The 12,972-nt window shown below is 56.7% G+C and carries 14 protein-coding genes and 2 tRNA genes; 14 read left to right on the forward strand and 2 right to left on the reverse strand.

From position 1 onward, the window contains the following. The first annotated feature begins 34 nt into the window (after positions 1–34). The 8 genes from tolR to nadA all read left to right on the forward strand — a co-directional run bounded on the left by tolR (position 35) and on the right by nadA (position 5,909). Positions 35–481, forward strand: coding sequence for a protein TolR (gene tolR / locus SIC19_RS18340; protein WP_036205359.1), 447 nt, complete (start codon positions 35–37; stop codon positions 479–481). A 78-nt stretch (positions 482–559) separates the two neighbouring features. Next, the gene (tolA, locus tag SIC19_RS18345) at positions 560–1,534 is read left to right on the forward strand and encodes a cell envelope integrity protein TolA (RefSeq protein ID WP_036205360.1); all 975 of its coding nucleotides are present in this window, start codon (positions 560–562) and stop codon (positions 1,532–1,534) included. Positions 1,535–1,596: 62 nt separating this feature from the next. Continuing rightward, complete coding sequence (gene tolB, locus SIC19_RS18350; RefSeq protein ID WP_127402392.1) at positions 1,597–2,880, forward strand: Tol-Pal system beta propeller repeat protein TolB; 1,284 nt, start codon at positions 1,597–1,599, stop codon at positions 2,878–2,880. A gap of 72 nt (positions 2,881–2,952) precedes the next feature. After that, a complete protein-coding gene (pal, locus tag SIC19_RS18355; RefSeq protein WP_036205364.1) occupies positions 2,953–3,531 on the forward strand; it encodes a peptidoglycan-associated lipoprotein Pal in 579 nt (192 codons plus the stop codon). A gap of 12 nt (positions 3,532–3,543) precedes the next feature. Continuing rightward, on the forward strand, positions 3,544–4,329 hold the full coding sequence (gene ybgF / locus SIC19_RS18360) for a tol-pal system protein YbgF (protein ID WP_075196202.1): 786 nt from the start codon (positions 3,544–3,546) through the stop codon (positions 4,327–4,329). A gap of 85 nt (positions 4,330–4,414) precedes the next feature. Next, positions 4,415–4,490, forward strand: a tRNA-Lys gene (locus SIC19_RS18365). A 66-nt stretch (positions 4,491–4,556) separates the two neighbouring features. Continuing rightward, a tRNA-Lys gene (locus SIC19_RS18370) sits at positions 4,557–4,632 on the forward strand. A 215-nt stretch (positions 4,633–4,847) separates the two neighbouring features. Beyond that, positions 4,848–5,909: a quinolinate synthase NadA gene (nadA, locus tag SIC19_RS18375; RefSeq protein ID WP_036205367.1), complete on the forward strand. Its 1,062-nt coding sequence runs from the start codon at positions 4,848–4,850 to the stop codon at positions 5,907–5,909. A 2-nt stretch (positions 5,910–5,911) separates the two neighbouring features. On the opposite strand, the gene SIC19_RS18380 is transcribed toward nadA, so the two are convergent. Continuing rightward, entirely contained in the window at positions 5,912–7,390 is a 1,479-nt protein-coding gene (locus SIC19_RS18380) for a M48 family metalloprotease (protein ID WP_075196201.1), read from the reverse strand. A gap of 154 nt (positions 7,391–7,544) precedes the next feature. Between SIC19_RS18380 and SIC19_RS18385 the strand changes: the two genes are divergently transcribed. Together SIC19_RS18385 and SIC19_RS18390 are read left to right on the forward strand one after the other, a co-directional pair. Continuing rightward, the gene (locus SIC19_RS18385; protein ID WP_036205371.1) at positions 7,545–7,772 is read left to right on the forward strand and encodes a sulfurtransferase TusA family protein; all 228 of its coding nucleotides are present in this window, start codon (positions 7,545–7,547) and stop codon (positions 7,770–7,772) included. A gap of 30 nt (positions 7,773–7,802) precedes the next feature. Beyond that, entirely contained in the window at positions 7,803–8,882 is a 1,080-nt protein-coding gene (locus tag SIC19_RS18390; RefSeq protein ID WP_036205372.1) for an AI-2E family transporter, read from the forward strand. On the opposite strand, the gene SIC19_RS18395 is transcribed toward SIC19_RS18390, so the two are convergent. Further along, positions 8,879–9,346 (reverse strand): peroxiredoxin, encoded by a 468-nt coding sequence (locus SIC19_RS18395; RefSeq protein ID WP_036205373.1) that lies wholly within the window; start codon positions 9,344–9,346, stop codon positions 8,879–8,881. The genes SIC19_RS18390 and SIC19_RS18395 overlap by 4 nt on opposite strands. Positions 9,347–9,420: 74 nt before the next feature. On the opposite strand from SIC19_RS18395, the gene dapA reads away from it, so the two are divergent. Genes dapA through SIC19_RS18415 form a run of 4 tightly spaced genes read left to right on the forward strand, consistent with a single transcriptional unit; the run spans position 9,421 to position 12,959 of the window. After that, positions 9,421–10,296 carry a 4-hydroxy-tetrahydrodipicolinate synthase gene (dapA, locus tag SIC19_RS18400; RefSeq protein ID WP_036205374.1) on the forward strand — a complete coding sequence of 292 codons (876 nt, stop codon included), beginning with the start codon at positions 9,421–9,423 and terminating at the stop codon, positions 10,294–10,296. A 37-nt stretch (positions 10,297–10,333) separates the two neighbouring features. Continuing rightward, positions 10,334–11,431, forward strand: a complete 1,098-nt coding sequence (bamC, locus tag SIC19_RS18405; protein ID WP_036205375.1) for an outer membrane protein assembly factor BamC — start codon at positions 10,334–10,336, stop codon at positions 11,429–11,431. 44 nt (positions 11,432–11,475) lie between these two features. After that, the gene (gene purC, locus SIC19_RS18410) at positions 11,476–12,189 is read left to right on the forward strand and encodes a phosphoribosylaminoimidazolesuccinocarboxamide synthase (protein WP_036205376.1); all 714 of its coding nucleotides are present in this window, start codon (positions 11,476–11,478) and stop codon (positions 12,187–12,189) included. Positions 12,190–12,224: 35 nt separating this feature from the next. Further along, on the forward strand, positions 12,225–12,959 hold the full coding sequence (locus tag SIC19_RS18415; RefSeq protein WP_127401488.1) for a TIGR04219 family outer membrane beta-barrel protein: 735 nt from the start codon (positions 12,225–12,227) through the stop codon (positions 12,957–12,959). Positions 12,960–12,972 lie beyond the last annotated feature (13 nt).

Below are 12,972 nucleotides of genomic sequence, written 5' to 3' on the forward strand. Positions count from 1 at the left end.
CCAGTAACGGACAGCCAGTCGGGAGAGCAGAAACATGAAAGGCATGGGAATGATGCCGGCGAGAAGTCGCAAGCCGATGTCTGAAATCAACGTCGTACCCTACATCGACGTCATGCTGGTGCTGCTGATCATCTTTATGGTGACGGCGCCGATGCTGACGCAAGGCGTAAAAGTGGATCTGCCGGAAACCACATCGCAGCCGATCCAGTCCGACAAGAACGTGGAATCTATCGTGGTGTCCGTCGACAGCAATGGTGCGTATTTCATGGATATCGGGGATGAAAGCAGTGACCCGATGTCACTCGCGGACATTCGCGACCGGATCGCCAAAATCCTGTCCCAGCGTACGGACCGCGAAGTGCTTGTTCGGGGTGATGAGCATGTTGAGTACGGTACCGTTGTTCGACTGATGGCTCAGTTACAGGCCGCAGGGGCGTCTAATGTCGGATTGATCACCGAAGCGCCATCCATTGATGAGTAGGTACAGAGCAGGCAGGTTTTTGTGAGAGGTCATGAGCGTGATGTAACCAACACGGGCCAGCCGCCCTGGAAGTCGCCCGTGGCTCTGTCAATCCTGCTGCATGGGTTGATCCTGGGCGTGGCCTTGGCCGGATGGACGTGGACCAATCCCTCGGAGGATCCGCCGCCGCCCAGTATTTCTGCGCGCCTGATCACTCCGAACGAGCCCGAACCCAGTCCGGTGACGGAACCGGTTGATGAACCGGATCGTGATGAAGAACGCAGGCAGGAGGAAGAGCGGAAGCGTAAGGAAGAAGCCGAACGTCGAAAGGCCGAAGAGGAACGCGAACGGGAAGAGGCTCGCCGCATCCAGCAGGAGAAAGAGCGCAAGCAGGAACAGCAGCGCCAGGAAGAGGCGGCGAAGCGCGAACGTGAACAGCAGCGCAAAGCGGAAGAGGCTGCCCGCCAGAAGGCTGCTGCTGAAGCCAAGGAGCGTGAACGTCAAAAGGCCGAGGAAGAAAAGCGTCGCCAAGAAGAGGCTGCCCGGAAGGCCGCCGAGGAAAAACGCCGTGCGGAGGAGCAGCGCCGCAAGGAAGAAGCTGAGCGCAAGGCGAGGGAAGAGCGAGAGCGCCAGGAAGCTGAACGCAAACGCAAGGAGCGTGAGCGGCGTCTGAAAGAACAGCAACTGGAAGCCCTGGCGGAAGAAGCCCAGCAGGAACGCGAGGCGGAGGAGCGCCGTAAGAGGGAGGCGGCCGCGGCCAAGGCGCGCGAAGCGCAGATGCTGACGGAAAGCCAGAAATATCAGGCGCTGATTCGTGAACGATTGAGCCAGGCCTGGTATCCGCCATCATCGGCAACCGAGGAGATGACTGCGCGGCTTCAGATCACTTTGCTACCGACTGGTGAACTTGCCTCGGTAAAGCTTGTCTCCACCAGTGGTAACACGGCATTCGACAATTCGGCGCTGGGCGCGGTTAAGTCGTTGAATCGTTATCCGATTCCCGATGATCGGGACACGTTTGAAAAGTATTTTCGCCAGTTTACGATTGAGTTCAATCCTCGGCGGTTGAGATAAGGACAATGGGAAATCAAATGACGAACCGGAGTACTAAAGGCACAACCCCAACCGGCATGGTAATGACATGGTTGCTGATGCTGGCGGTGATGATAGGGAGCAGTCCGGCGGCCCACGCAGAGCTGTTGATCCGAATCACGGAGGGTGCGGATTCGGCCATCCCGGTCGCCGTGGTCCCATTCGCTGAATCCGGCACCATGCCGTCCGGCGATAAGATCAGCAGTATCATCCGCGACGACCTCACCATGAGCGGTGAATTCAAGCCACTGCCACCAGAGAAAATGCTCAGCCTGCCGTCAAAGGGTGATGAGGTCTATTTTCGCGACTGGCGACTTCTGGGGCAGCGTTACGTTCTGGTCGGTCAGTTGACACGTACCGGCGACAAGATTGAAGCCCGGTATGAGTTGTACGATGTGAACCGCGAGGAGCGGATCCTTGGGGCAACGGCGTCCTCATCGGTGAACAGCACACGGAGCCTTGCCCACCACATCAGTGACAAGGTCTATGAGGCTATCACCGGGGTGCCGGGCGCATTTTCTACCAAGCTGGCCTACGTCACGCTTCAGCGATCCGGTGGCAAAGCCCTGTATCGGCTGCAGGTCAGTGACGTGGATGGCAAAAGGGCCAAGGTCAGGCTGGAAAGCGATGAACCCATTTTGTCACCAGCCTGGTCGCCCGACGGTAAGAGGCTTGCCTATGTGTCGTTTGAAACTGGCAAGCCCGCGATTTACAGCCATGAGCTTTCATCGGGCAACCGCACGCGGATCGCGGACTTCCGGGGTTTGAATTCAGCGCCCGCATGGGGCCCGGATGGTCGGTCGTTGCTTATGACCCTGTCGAAGGACGGCAATGCCGAAGTCTACAAGATGGATATTCAGAGTCGCTCGCTCAAGCGGCTGACCAATCACTGGTCTATTGATACTGAGCCCACCTGGGATCATACGGGTGAAGGTTTCTTCTTTACGTCTGATCGTTCCGGGGGGCCGCAGATCTACCACAAGTCCAGTGAGAGTGCGGAACCCCGCAGGATTACCTTCGGTAGCCGCTACAATGCCCGCCCGCGGCCAGACAACGACGGCAAGTACGTCTACTATGTGCATCAGAGAGACAAGGCGTTTCATATAGCACGGACTAACTTGCAGACGGAGGAAGAAACGATTCTCACTCGAACTGAGTCCGATGAGTCGCCCAGTGTTTCGCCCAATGGCCGGATGTTGATCTATGCAACCAAGCAGGGCGGCGACAGTGTACTAACTGTAATTGCCGCGGATGGCGGAGCGGCCTATAGTCTGCCGGCCTCGGAGGGTGATGTGCGTGAACCGGCATGGTCACCGATCGTCAAGTAAACCGGAACTCCGAACAGAACAGGTTCGTTTGCATTAACGTACAACAGACTCTCAAAAAGGAAGGAAGTGATTATGAACGTATCAGCTCACCACAAATTATTCGCCATGGTAATGTCTCTTGGTCTGATCGCCGGTTGCAGCAGCACCGGTGAGACCACTGAAGACGGTGCGTACGGTTCCGATGTCTCTGCTGTCGACCAGGAAGGTGGCAGCACTGTTTATGGCGGCGATGATGACGGCGGTGTGTCTTCATCCGAGATGAGCGAAGAGCAGCGTCGTGAAGCGGAAGCTCGTGCTGCGCGGGCGGAAGAAGCCGCCATGCGCGAAATCACCACCTTCTACTTTGATTTTGATACCTCCGAAATCAAAACCGAAGCCCGCGATGTGCTGGTGGCCCACGCCCGGTTCCTGCAAGCCAATCCGGGGCAGAATGTCCGTATTGAAGGGCATGCTGATGAGCGCGGCACCAAAGAATACAACCTCGCATTGGGCGAGCGTCGTGCCAACGCCATCGAGCGTTTCCTGATCGTGAACGGTGCTTCCCGCGGCCAGACGGAAACCATCAGCTACGGTGAAGAAAAGCCGGCAGTGATGGGTTCCAGTGAGAGCGCGTGGGCCCAGAACCGTCGCGTTGAACTCGTTTTCCAGTAACAGGCGAACCCCATGAGACATCTGCTCATGGCGACAGTGATGCTCCCGCTTGCCTTCGGGCATGCGGGCGGCGCGCTGGCGCAATCCGTTTCTCCAGCGTTCCAGGACAATGCGTCCGAGGCAGAACGCAAGGCTGGCAACAGTCAGGCCAATGCGGAACTGTTCTACATGATTCAGCAACTGCAGGGCGAGGTTCGTCGATTGCAGGGGCGGGTCGAAGAGCAGCGCAACCTCATTGATCGGCTTACCAAGCAGTCACGGGACCGCTACATTGACCTTGACCAGCGAATTCTGAAACTCTCTGAAAAGGTCTCGGAAGCACCAGCGACGAGCTCAGCGAGCTCAGAGGGTGCGGCCGATTCGGCTGAGGCAGCAGGAGATTCGGGGGTGAAAACCAGAATCTACCGGCAGCCTTCCGACAAGGAGCGAACGGAATACCAGAAAATCCAGACTCTGATCCATCAGGAAAAGAACTACGACCAGGCGATCAATGGGTTGTACGACTTCATTGATGAGTATGAGGAAGGGGACCTGACGGTCAACGCCTATTATTGGCTGGGCGAAGTGTACCTCGTTGAGGAACAGCTCGAACAGGCGCGGCAGGCGTTCACCATCGTTGCAACCCGTTATGGGGATCATCGCAAGGCGCCGGACGCTGTTTACAAGCTTGGTGTGACCCTGGACCGGCTAGGCGATAAGGAGCAGGCTCGCGGGCGTATGGAAACCGTGGTCCGCGACTATCCGAATACCAGCGCTGCTGAGTTGGCCAAGAAGTACCTCGACTCCAGTAACGGCTGATCGTGCTTGCCACGAAGAATGTTGAGAAACCTGGGAATTAGGGGTTGATCGGCGCTGAAAAATCATTACTATATGCGCCTCGTTTGGGTCGTTAGCTCAGTTGGTAGAGCAGTTGGCTTTTAACCAATTGGTCGAAGGTTCGAATCCTTCACGACCCACCAAATTACGAACGAGGCGGTGGACTGAGTCGTCGCGTTGTTCTGGTCCGGATTCGGGCCGACAGTTATGGGTCGTTAGCTCAGTTGGTAGAGCAGTTGGCTTTTAACCAATTGGTCGAAGGTTCGAATCCTTCACGACCCACCAATAGAACAGGAAGCCAAAGCGGCTCCTGTCGAAAAAAGAGCCTTCGGGCTCTTTTTTTTTTGGGTATACGGTCATACATCTGTGATAGTGGGCGTAGTTAAAAGGGTGCATGTAAGTAACCTAAGCAAAACTCTGTGACAGCAGGGTGTCAGCCCAGTGAAAGTCGTGGCCAAAGTGATATACTTCCGACGTTAACGCAATACAGAGATGCAGTAATGACGCGAGTTGAAGACCGTATTCTCGTTCAGGAACATCTGGCACACCAGGCGGAGCCAAAGACCCTGAGCGACGACGAGAAAGCCAACCTTGAGTCCCGTATTCGAGCAGCGCTGAAAGCGCAGGATGCGGTGCTCGTGGCTCATTACTACACCGACCCTGACATTCAGCGCCTGGCGGAGGAAACCGGCGGCTGTGTTGCCGATTCGCTGGAAATGGCCCGGTTTGGCAACCAGCACAAAGCGTCAACCGTGGTCGTGGCAGGTGTCCGTTTCATGGGCGAAACCGCCAAGATTCTGAACCCGGAAAAACGTGTGCTGATGCCCACGCTGGAGGCCACCTGTTCACTGGATATTGGCTGCCCCGCGGACGAATTCTCGGCCTTTTGCGACCAGCACCCCGACCGTACCGTTGTGGTCTACGCCAATACCTCCGCAGCGGTGAAGGCAAGGGCGGACTGGGTGGTTACCTCCAGTTGTGCTCAGGCCATTGTGGAGTCGCTGGATGCCCGTGGTGAAAAAATACTCTGGGCCCCGGACAAGCATTTAGGCCATTACGTGCAGAAAACCACCGGTGCGGATGTGTTGCTCTGGGATGGTTCATGCATCGTACATGAAGAGTTCAAGTACCGGGGGCTGGAGGATCTGAAAGCGCTGTATCCGGATGCGGCGGTTCTGGTGCACCCTGAGTCGCCCAACGCGGTGGTCGAGATGGCCGATGTTGTCGGTTCGACCTCTCAGCTGATTCATGCGGTACAGACGCTGCCCAACGATCAGTTTATCGTTGCCACCGACAACGGCATTTTCTACAAGATGCAGCAGTTGGCCCCCAACAAGACCTTGATTGAGGCGCCAACAGCCGGAAATGGCGCCACCTGTCGTAGCTGCGCCCATTGCCCGTGGATGGCGATGAATGGCCTCGAGAACCTGCTGTCGGTGATTGAGAACGGTGACCAGGAGGTTCATGTGGACCCGTCGTTGCGGGAGGATGCGTTGAGGCCGCTTCAGCGAATGCTGGATTTCACCGCCGAGATGAATCTGAAGGCCGCCGGCAACGCCTGACGTCAGCTGCGGCGCTGGTTCAGCCGCTCTGACACCTGCGACAATCGTTCGGTCACGATTTGGCGCAATGGCGCTCCGGCGGGGAGTCTTTCCTGGGCCTGTCGCAACTGGCGCTGGGCTGCCTCAAGGTCGCCCATCAGGATATCGTATTCGGCCCTCGCCCGGTGCACCCCAACGATGTTGCGCGCCAACCCTTCGGCTTCCGCCAACCTCAGCCAGAGATGCTCTTTCTTCGGCAGTTCCCGCGTCAGTCTGTGGAGGTATTCGGCGGCACGTTCGCCGTTACCCGCCGCGGTTTCCAGGTGTGCGAGCATGTCGGTAATCGGGTAGTTGCCGGGATTTCTTGCAAGGGCTTCGGAAAGCAGGCTGCGAGCTTCGTTGAGCTTGTCCTGCTCAATCAGCGCCTCTGCGAGTGTCACCTGATAGGTGATGCGCCCCGGTGTTCCATCGAGCAGCCTTTCAAGCTCAATAATCGCCTCACTCTGGTTTCCATTTCTCAGCAACGCCACCGCCAGGCCGTAGCGAATGGCATCCGGCTTTTCGGTGTCCGAACGGTTCAGGTAGTCCTTGAACGTTTCCACAGCGATGTCTGCGGACTTTGCGTAGCGAACCTGAAGCCGGGATCGAACCAGATGATACTCCTGGGCATCGGCCACATCCCTGCGGGGGTATTGCTCGGCGCGGTTGCGGGTGTCGGATACACGATTCTGCGTCAGCGGGTGGGTGGAAAGGTACTCCGGAACCCGGTTTCCCTGCAGGCGGTTCTGTCGCATCATGATCTCGAACATTTCCGGCATCCCTCTCGGGTCCATGCCGGAGCTGGCGAGTATGTCCATGCCAACCCGGTCAGCTTCCTGTTCATGAGCCCGGCTATAAGCCAGCATATTCTGCACTGCCAGTGCCTGAGTGCCTGCGATGGCTGCTATGCCGACATCCGACTGGGTAACCGCTGAGAGGATGATGCCGGCGATCATGCCGGCAATGGTCAGCGGGGCGCTGGTTTCCTGTTGCTCCAGGCGCCTGGCGAAATGGCGCTGGCTCAGGTGCGCCAGTTCGTGGGCCAGAACCGAGGCAAACTGTTGCTCACTCTCGGCATTCAGGAACAGGCCGCCATTAACGCCGACGACATTGCCGGGGACCGCAAAGGCATTGATGTCGGGGCTGTCGATGATCGCCAGCGTGAGGTCGCTGCTACTCAGAGGTGCCGAGGGTACGAGGCGATAAATGATCGAGTTCAGGTAGTCCTGGACCAGGGCATCGGTGATCTGAGGGGCGGATCGCCGGATGGATGTCATCACTTGACGCCCGATATCCGTTTCCTGGCGCTCAGAGATAAGCCCACCACCGGCGCCACCAATGGACGGCAGTGTGCTATCCGACGATTGTGCCGAGGCCTGGCTGACCGTCAGTGAAAACGCCAGGGCAAAGGCGGATGCCAGGATGCCTGGCCGTTGAGCTCGGTGGCGGTTTGTTACAGTCATGAATAGGCGATGTCCGTTGTCATGGGGTTCTCTCTGACAGCATTGTGCCACCGAAAGTTCTTTCGGGGTTCGTCTGTTACGATTGAGGTGCAATACAGTACCACTGTGGGCATAATGCCGGCTCCTGTTTTGAACATACGGATGCCTTATCGCCATGGCTGATCGAACACTGGACGCATCGGGCCTGCGCTGTCCGATGCCGCTATTGAAAACCAAGCTCGAACTCAACAGCATGTCTCCCGGCCAGGAACTTGAAGTTATCGCCACAGACGCCGGTTCTGCAAGGGATATTCCTGCGTTCCTCGAACTGTCGAGTCATGAGCTGGTCCGCACATCCGAACAGGGTGGCTGTTTCACCTTTGTGATAAAGTGCGGCGGTTAAGCCCGTAGTAATGACCCTCCGGAGTCGTTGATGATCAGAATTTTACGTGGTCTCGCCCACAAATACTTTTCAGATGAAGAAGCCGTCATTCTTTTCCTGCTGATACTGGCAGGCGTCGTCTTCATCATTTTTTTCGGCTCCATGCTGGCGCCCGCGATTGCGGCGGTTATTGTTGCCTTTATTCTCCAGGGGCTGGTCACCAAGCTTAATCGGCTCGGCATTCCGGAAATCGTATCCATCATAGGCGTGTTCTTTGTCTTCCTGGGGCTGTTGATTGGCGTCCTGTTCGGGTTGTTACCTCTGATCTGGACCCAGGTGACCGGGCTGGCGGGCGAAGCACCTCGTATTTTCAGAGAGATGCAGTCCTATCTTGAAGTGCTTCCTGAGCAGTATCCAACGTTGATATCCATGGAAGGCATCAACACCATCTACAATCAGGTAACCACCGAAGCCGGCCGCATGACCCAATGGCTGGTGTCCTTTTCACTGGAAAGCATTCCGGATCTGGTGGCGCTGCTGATCTACATGGTGTTGCTGCCGATTCTCGTATTCTTCTTCCTCAAGGACCGCCGGGTGCTACTGGGTGCGATCGCTCGCATGCTGCCATCCCAACGCCCGATGATGGTCCGGATATGGCATGAAGTGAATCTTCAGTGTGCCAACTACGTGCGGGGAAAGGCGGTGGAGATACTGATCGTTGGAGGTATCACCTACGTGGCCTTCAAGGTTCTGGGTATGCCTTATGCGGCCCTGCTGTCACTGATGGTGGGTCTGAGCGTGGTGATTCCCTATATCGGGGCGGCTGTTGTCACCATTCCGGTCGCCATGATCGCCCTGTTCGCCTTCGGGTGGGGCAGCCAGTTTATCTGGGTCATGGTGGTGTACGGTGTGATCCAGGCGCTGGATGGCAACGTTCTGGTTCCCATCCTGTTCTCGGAAGTGAATAATCTGCACCCTGTCGCCATCATCGTGGCTGTGTTGTTCTTTGGTGGCATCTGGGGTTTGTGGGGTGTGTTCTTCGCCATACCGCTGGCGACCATGCTCAAGGCGATCTTCTCGGCATGGCCGGTCAAGTACGGGCAGGCAGAGACGTTGCCAAAGGAGTCTTAAAGACTCCTGACGGCTTCCAGCACTTCGTCAACGTGGCCTGGTACTTTCACGCCTCGCCACTCCCTGCGGAGGACCCCGTCCTTGTCGATCAGGAAGGTGCTGCGGTCAATGCCCATATATTCCTTGCCATAGAGCTTTTTCAGCTTGATGACATCGAACTGTTGGCAGAGGGCTTCGTCCTTGTCGGAAATCAGGTGAAAGGGAAATGCCTGTTTTTCGCGGAAGTTGTCGTGGGCTTTCAGGCCGTCACGTGACACACCGAAAATAACCGTATCGAGTGCTTCAAACTGGTCGTGCCGATCGCGGAAATCCTGACCTTCAGTGGTGCATCCGGGGGTGTTGTCCTTGGGGTAGAAATAGACCACCACATTCTGGCCTTTCAGGTCCGATAAACGAATGGTTTGATCTCCGGTAGCCGGGGCCTCAAAATCATCAACAGGACGGTTCAGTTCGGGTGCTGACATGACATCTCCTTTAATTCCCTTGTGTCAGTGGGTGCCCAACATTACCATATCGTTTTTATTCGTACGGAGTTTTTATGATTACGGGGAGCCTTGTCGCACTGGTCACGCCCATGCATTCCGATGGCAGCGTTCATTGGGAGCACCTTGATAAGCTGGTGGACTTTCATCTCGACAACGGAACGCACGGTATCGTGGCCGTTGGAACGACGGGTGAATCCGCCACGCTGGACCCGGAAGAGCACATGCGGGTGGTGGGGCATATCATAAAACGCGTCAATGGCCGCATTCCTGTGATTGCCGGTACCGGCGGTAACAGTACTCGCGAAGCCATAGAGCTGACCGAAGAAGCTCACAAGCTGGGTGCCGATGCCTGTCTGCTTGTCGTCCCGTACTACAACAAGCCGACCCAGGAAGGGCTCTACCAGCACTTCAAGACCATTGCCGAGGCTGTCCCGGTCGATCAGATTCTCTACAACGTTCCCGGCCGAACGGCGTGCGACATGCTGAACGAGACCGTTGAGCGCCTGGCAGATATTCCGAACATCATCGGCATCAAGGATGCAACCGGCAATATTCCCCGTGGTGCAGAGCTGGTTGAAGCCGTTAGAGGCCGCCTGGTGGTCTACTCTGGCGACGACGCGACGGCCGCCGGACTGATGCTTGCCGGCGCCAAAGGCAACGTCTCCGTTACCGCCAACGTGGCGCCCAAGGGCATGGCTGCGTTGTGCGAAGCCGCCATCGCCGGAAATGAGGAGGAAACCGAGCGGCTTAACGAGTTGCTCATGCCTCTGAACCGCAAACTTTTCCTCGAGGCCAATCCCATCCCCGTGAAGTGGGCTCTCTATCATATGGGTATGATCGGGGAGGGCATTCGCCTTCCGCTCACCCCTCTGAGTGACAGGTTCCACGGCGAAGTGGAAGACGCACTGAAAGCCTCTGGCGTACTCTGAGTCAGGCTGTACCATCTATCGTAACTGGAGTCGCCTGATGGCGTTTAGGTTCAGGACAGAAATCGAAAAAACCGAAAAATGCATCAGGCCCCTGGCGGGCCTGATGTTTGTTATGGCCCTGTCAGGCTGTAGCTTGATCGAAGACCGCTCAGAGCGCTATGTCAATGCCTCGGAAGGCACGCCTCTGAAACTGCCGGAAACGGCGGATGAAGGCGAGTTTGGTCAGATCATGCCGATACGCGAAGCGACCGCTGCCGACTCGGGCCGTATGTATCGGGGAAGCATACCCAGGCCGCCGGATATGACCTCCGATATCCTTGACGAAAACTATCTGGTTGAGGAGCTGGATGGCCAGATATGGCTGCTGGTGAATGATGTTCCAGGTCGCCTTTGGCCTGCAGTCACCTCCTACATGAATGAGAACGGCCTTGGTGTGGCGTACGACAGCCCCCAGCTCGGCCTGATGCAGAGTGAATTGGTTAACTTCAGCAAGCAGGCGAGGGGATTGCTGGGGCTGCCGGACAACCCCGACGGACCAGAAGCGAAAGTGGTTGTCCAAGCCCGTGTTGCGCCCGGTGTGCGCCGCAAAACCACAGAGGTTCAATTCCGTTCCTTCGAAGTTGCTGATGACCCGAACGAACTGATGGCTTGGGGCGGTGGGGACACCCGTAGCCGCGAGCAACTCGATACCAGTCGGAAGCTGCTCGAAGACCTGGCCCAGTATTTACGCAACCGGGAAGACAGTAAGTCTTACTCCCGTGCGGCATTGGGCATGGCCAGCGAACCCCTGGTCAAGTTGGTATCGGACGACGAAACGCCCAGGGAAATTGTAATGAGCCTGGATTACGGCCGGGCTTGGGCGGAGGTTCGCCGAGCGGTGGATGACGCGGGCATACCGGTGATCGACCTGAACCGTGAAGACGGATATTTCTTTGTGGATTTCCGGCCGGAATCCGAGCGCGAGCCGGGATGGTTCAGCTGGTTCTCCGACGCCCCGGAACCGGTACATTCGTTTGATATACGGCTTGAGGAACGCGACGGCGACATTGTCGTTTCCACCGCCATCGCCGAGAGTTACGATGGTGAGAATCGCTCGACCGAGCTGCTTTCAGAACTGTTCGAATATCTTTACTAATGCAAGCAGTGCCTGCACCGAGCGGGCACGTCCGGAGATGTGACATGGAAAAGCGTGAAGAGCTTTACGCGGGCAAGGCCAAATCCGTATACCGTACCGATGACCCCGACCGGTTTGTGATGGTCTTTCGCGACGATACGTCGGCTTTTGACGGCGAGAAGAAAGAGCAGCTCAACCGCAAGGGCATGGTGAACAACCGCTTTAATGCCTTCATCATGGAAAAACTGGAAGCGGCCGGCGTTCCCACGCACTTTGAGGGCCTGCTTTCCGGCACGGAATCGCTGGTCAAGAAGCTGGATATGATTCCGGTTGAATGCGTGGTTCGTAACATCTCCGCCGGCAGTCTGTGCCGCAGGTTGGGTGTTGAGGAAGGGCTGACGCTGAACCCGCCCACCTTTGAACTGTTCCTGAAGAACGACGCCATGCATGATCCCATGGTCAATGAGTCATTGGCGGTCAGTTTTGGCTGGGCGAAAGCAGACGAGCTTGCCAGAATGAAAGAACTGACCTATCAGGTAAATGACGTACTGAAGGCGCTGTTTGAGGAAGCCGGCATGCTGCTGGTGGATTACAAGCTGGAATTTGGTCGTTCGGGTGGCCAGATTGTCCTGGGTGACGAATTCAGCCCTGACGGCTGCCGTATCTGGGACAGGGAAACCCGAAAGAAGATGGATAAGGACCGTTTTCGTCAGGGACTGGGCGATGTGATTGAGACCTACGAAGAGGTTGGTCGTCGTCTCGGCATCCGTTTCGACTGATCAGTCAGGTACAACAACCAGAAAACAGGTGCACTATGCGTAAACTGATTCTTGCCATCGGCGGCTCTTTGGTCATCGCCGCCCCAGTCGCAACCGCTGATGTGGTTGGTGTGGGCGCCAATGTCAGCTACTGGGATTCTGACCTCTCGGGCGAGGCTGGTAAAAACAACAAGGTCGTCGATGTAGAAAATGACCTGGACCTGGAAAGTGACACCAATGCCAACCTGAACGCCTATTTCGAGCACCCGGTTCCGGTGCTGCCGAATGTTCGGCTGAACTATACTCGCATCGAGCAGAGTGGGCGCGGGGAATTGTCCACCGAGTTTGATCTGATTCAAGACGGCGCGGAGGTGGATTCCGATCTGGACCTGAGTCAGTTTGACGTCACCCTGTATTACGAAGTGCTCGACAACTGGGCCAATCTGGATCTGGGCGTGACCGCCCGCAATCTGGATGGCGAACTGATTGTCCGTGAGCGGACCACCAATGGCCAGGTCAGTAAGACTGAGGTCGACGGCGTGATTCCGATGGGTTATCTGGCTGCCCGCTTTGATCTTCCCTTTACCGGTGTTTCCGTCGGTGGCGAGGCCAACCTCATCAGCTTCGACGGCGATTCCATCTATGACTACAACGCTTACGGCCAATACGAACTGTCGTTGTTACAGCTGCGCGCCGGATACCGTCAGATCAGCATTGATTACGAAGACAGCGATGACCGTCTGGACATCGAACTCGGTGGCCCGTTTGTAAGTGCCGGGCTGACGTTCTGAAGGAACAGGAGAG

The organism is Marinobacter sp. MIT930201, assembly GCF_047122665.1.
Classification (GTDB): domain Bacteria; phylum Pseudomonadota; class Gammaproteobacteria; order Pseudomonadales; family Oleiphilaceae; genus Marinobacter; species Marinobacter salarius.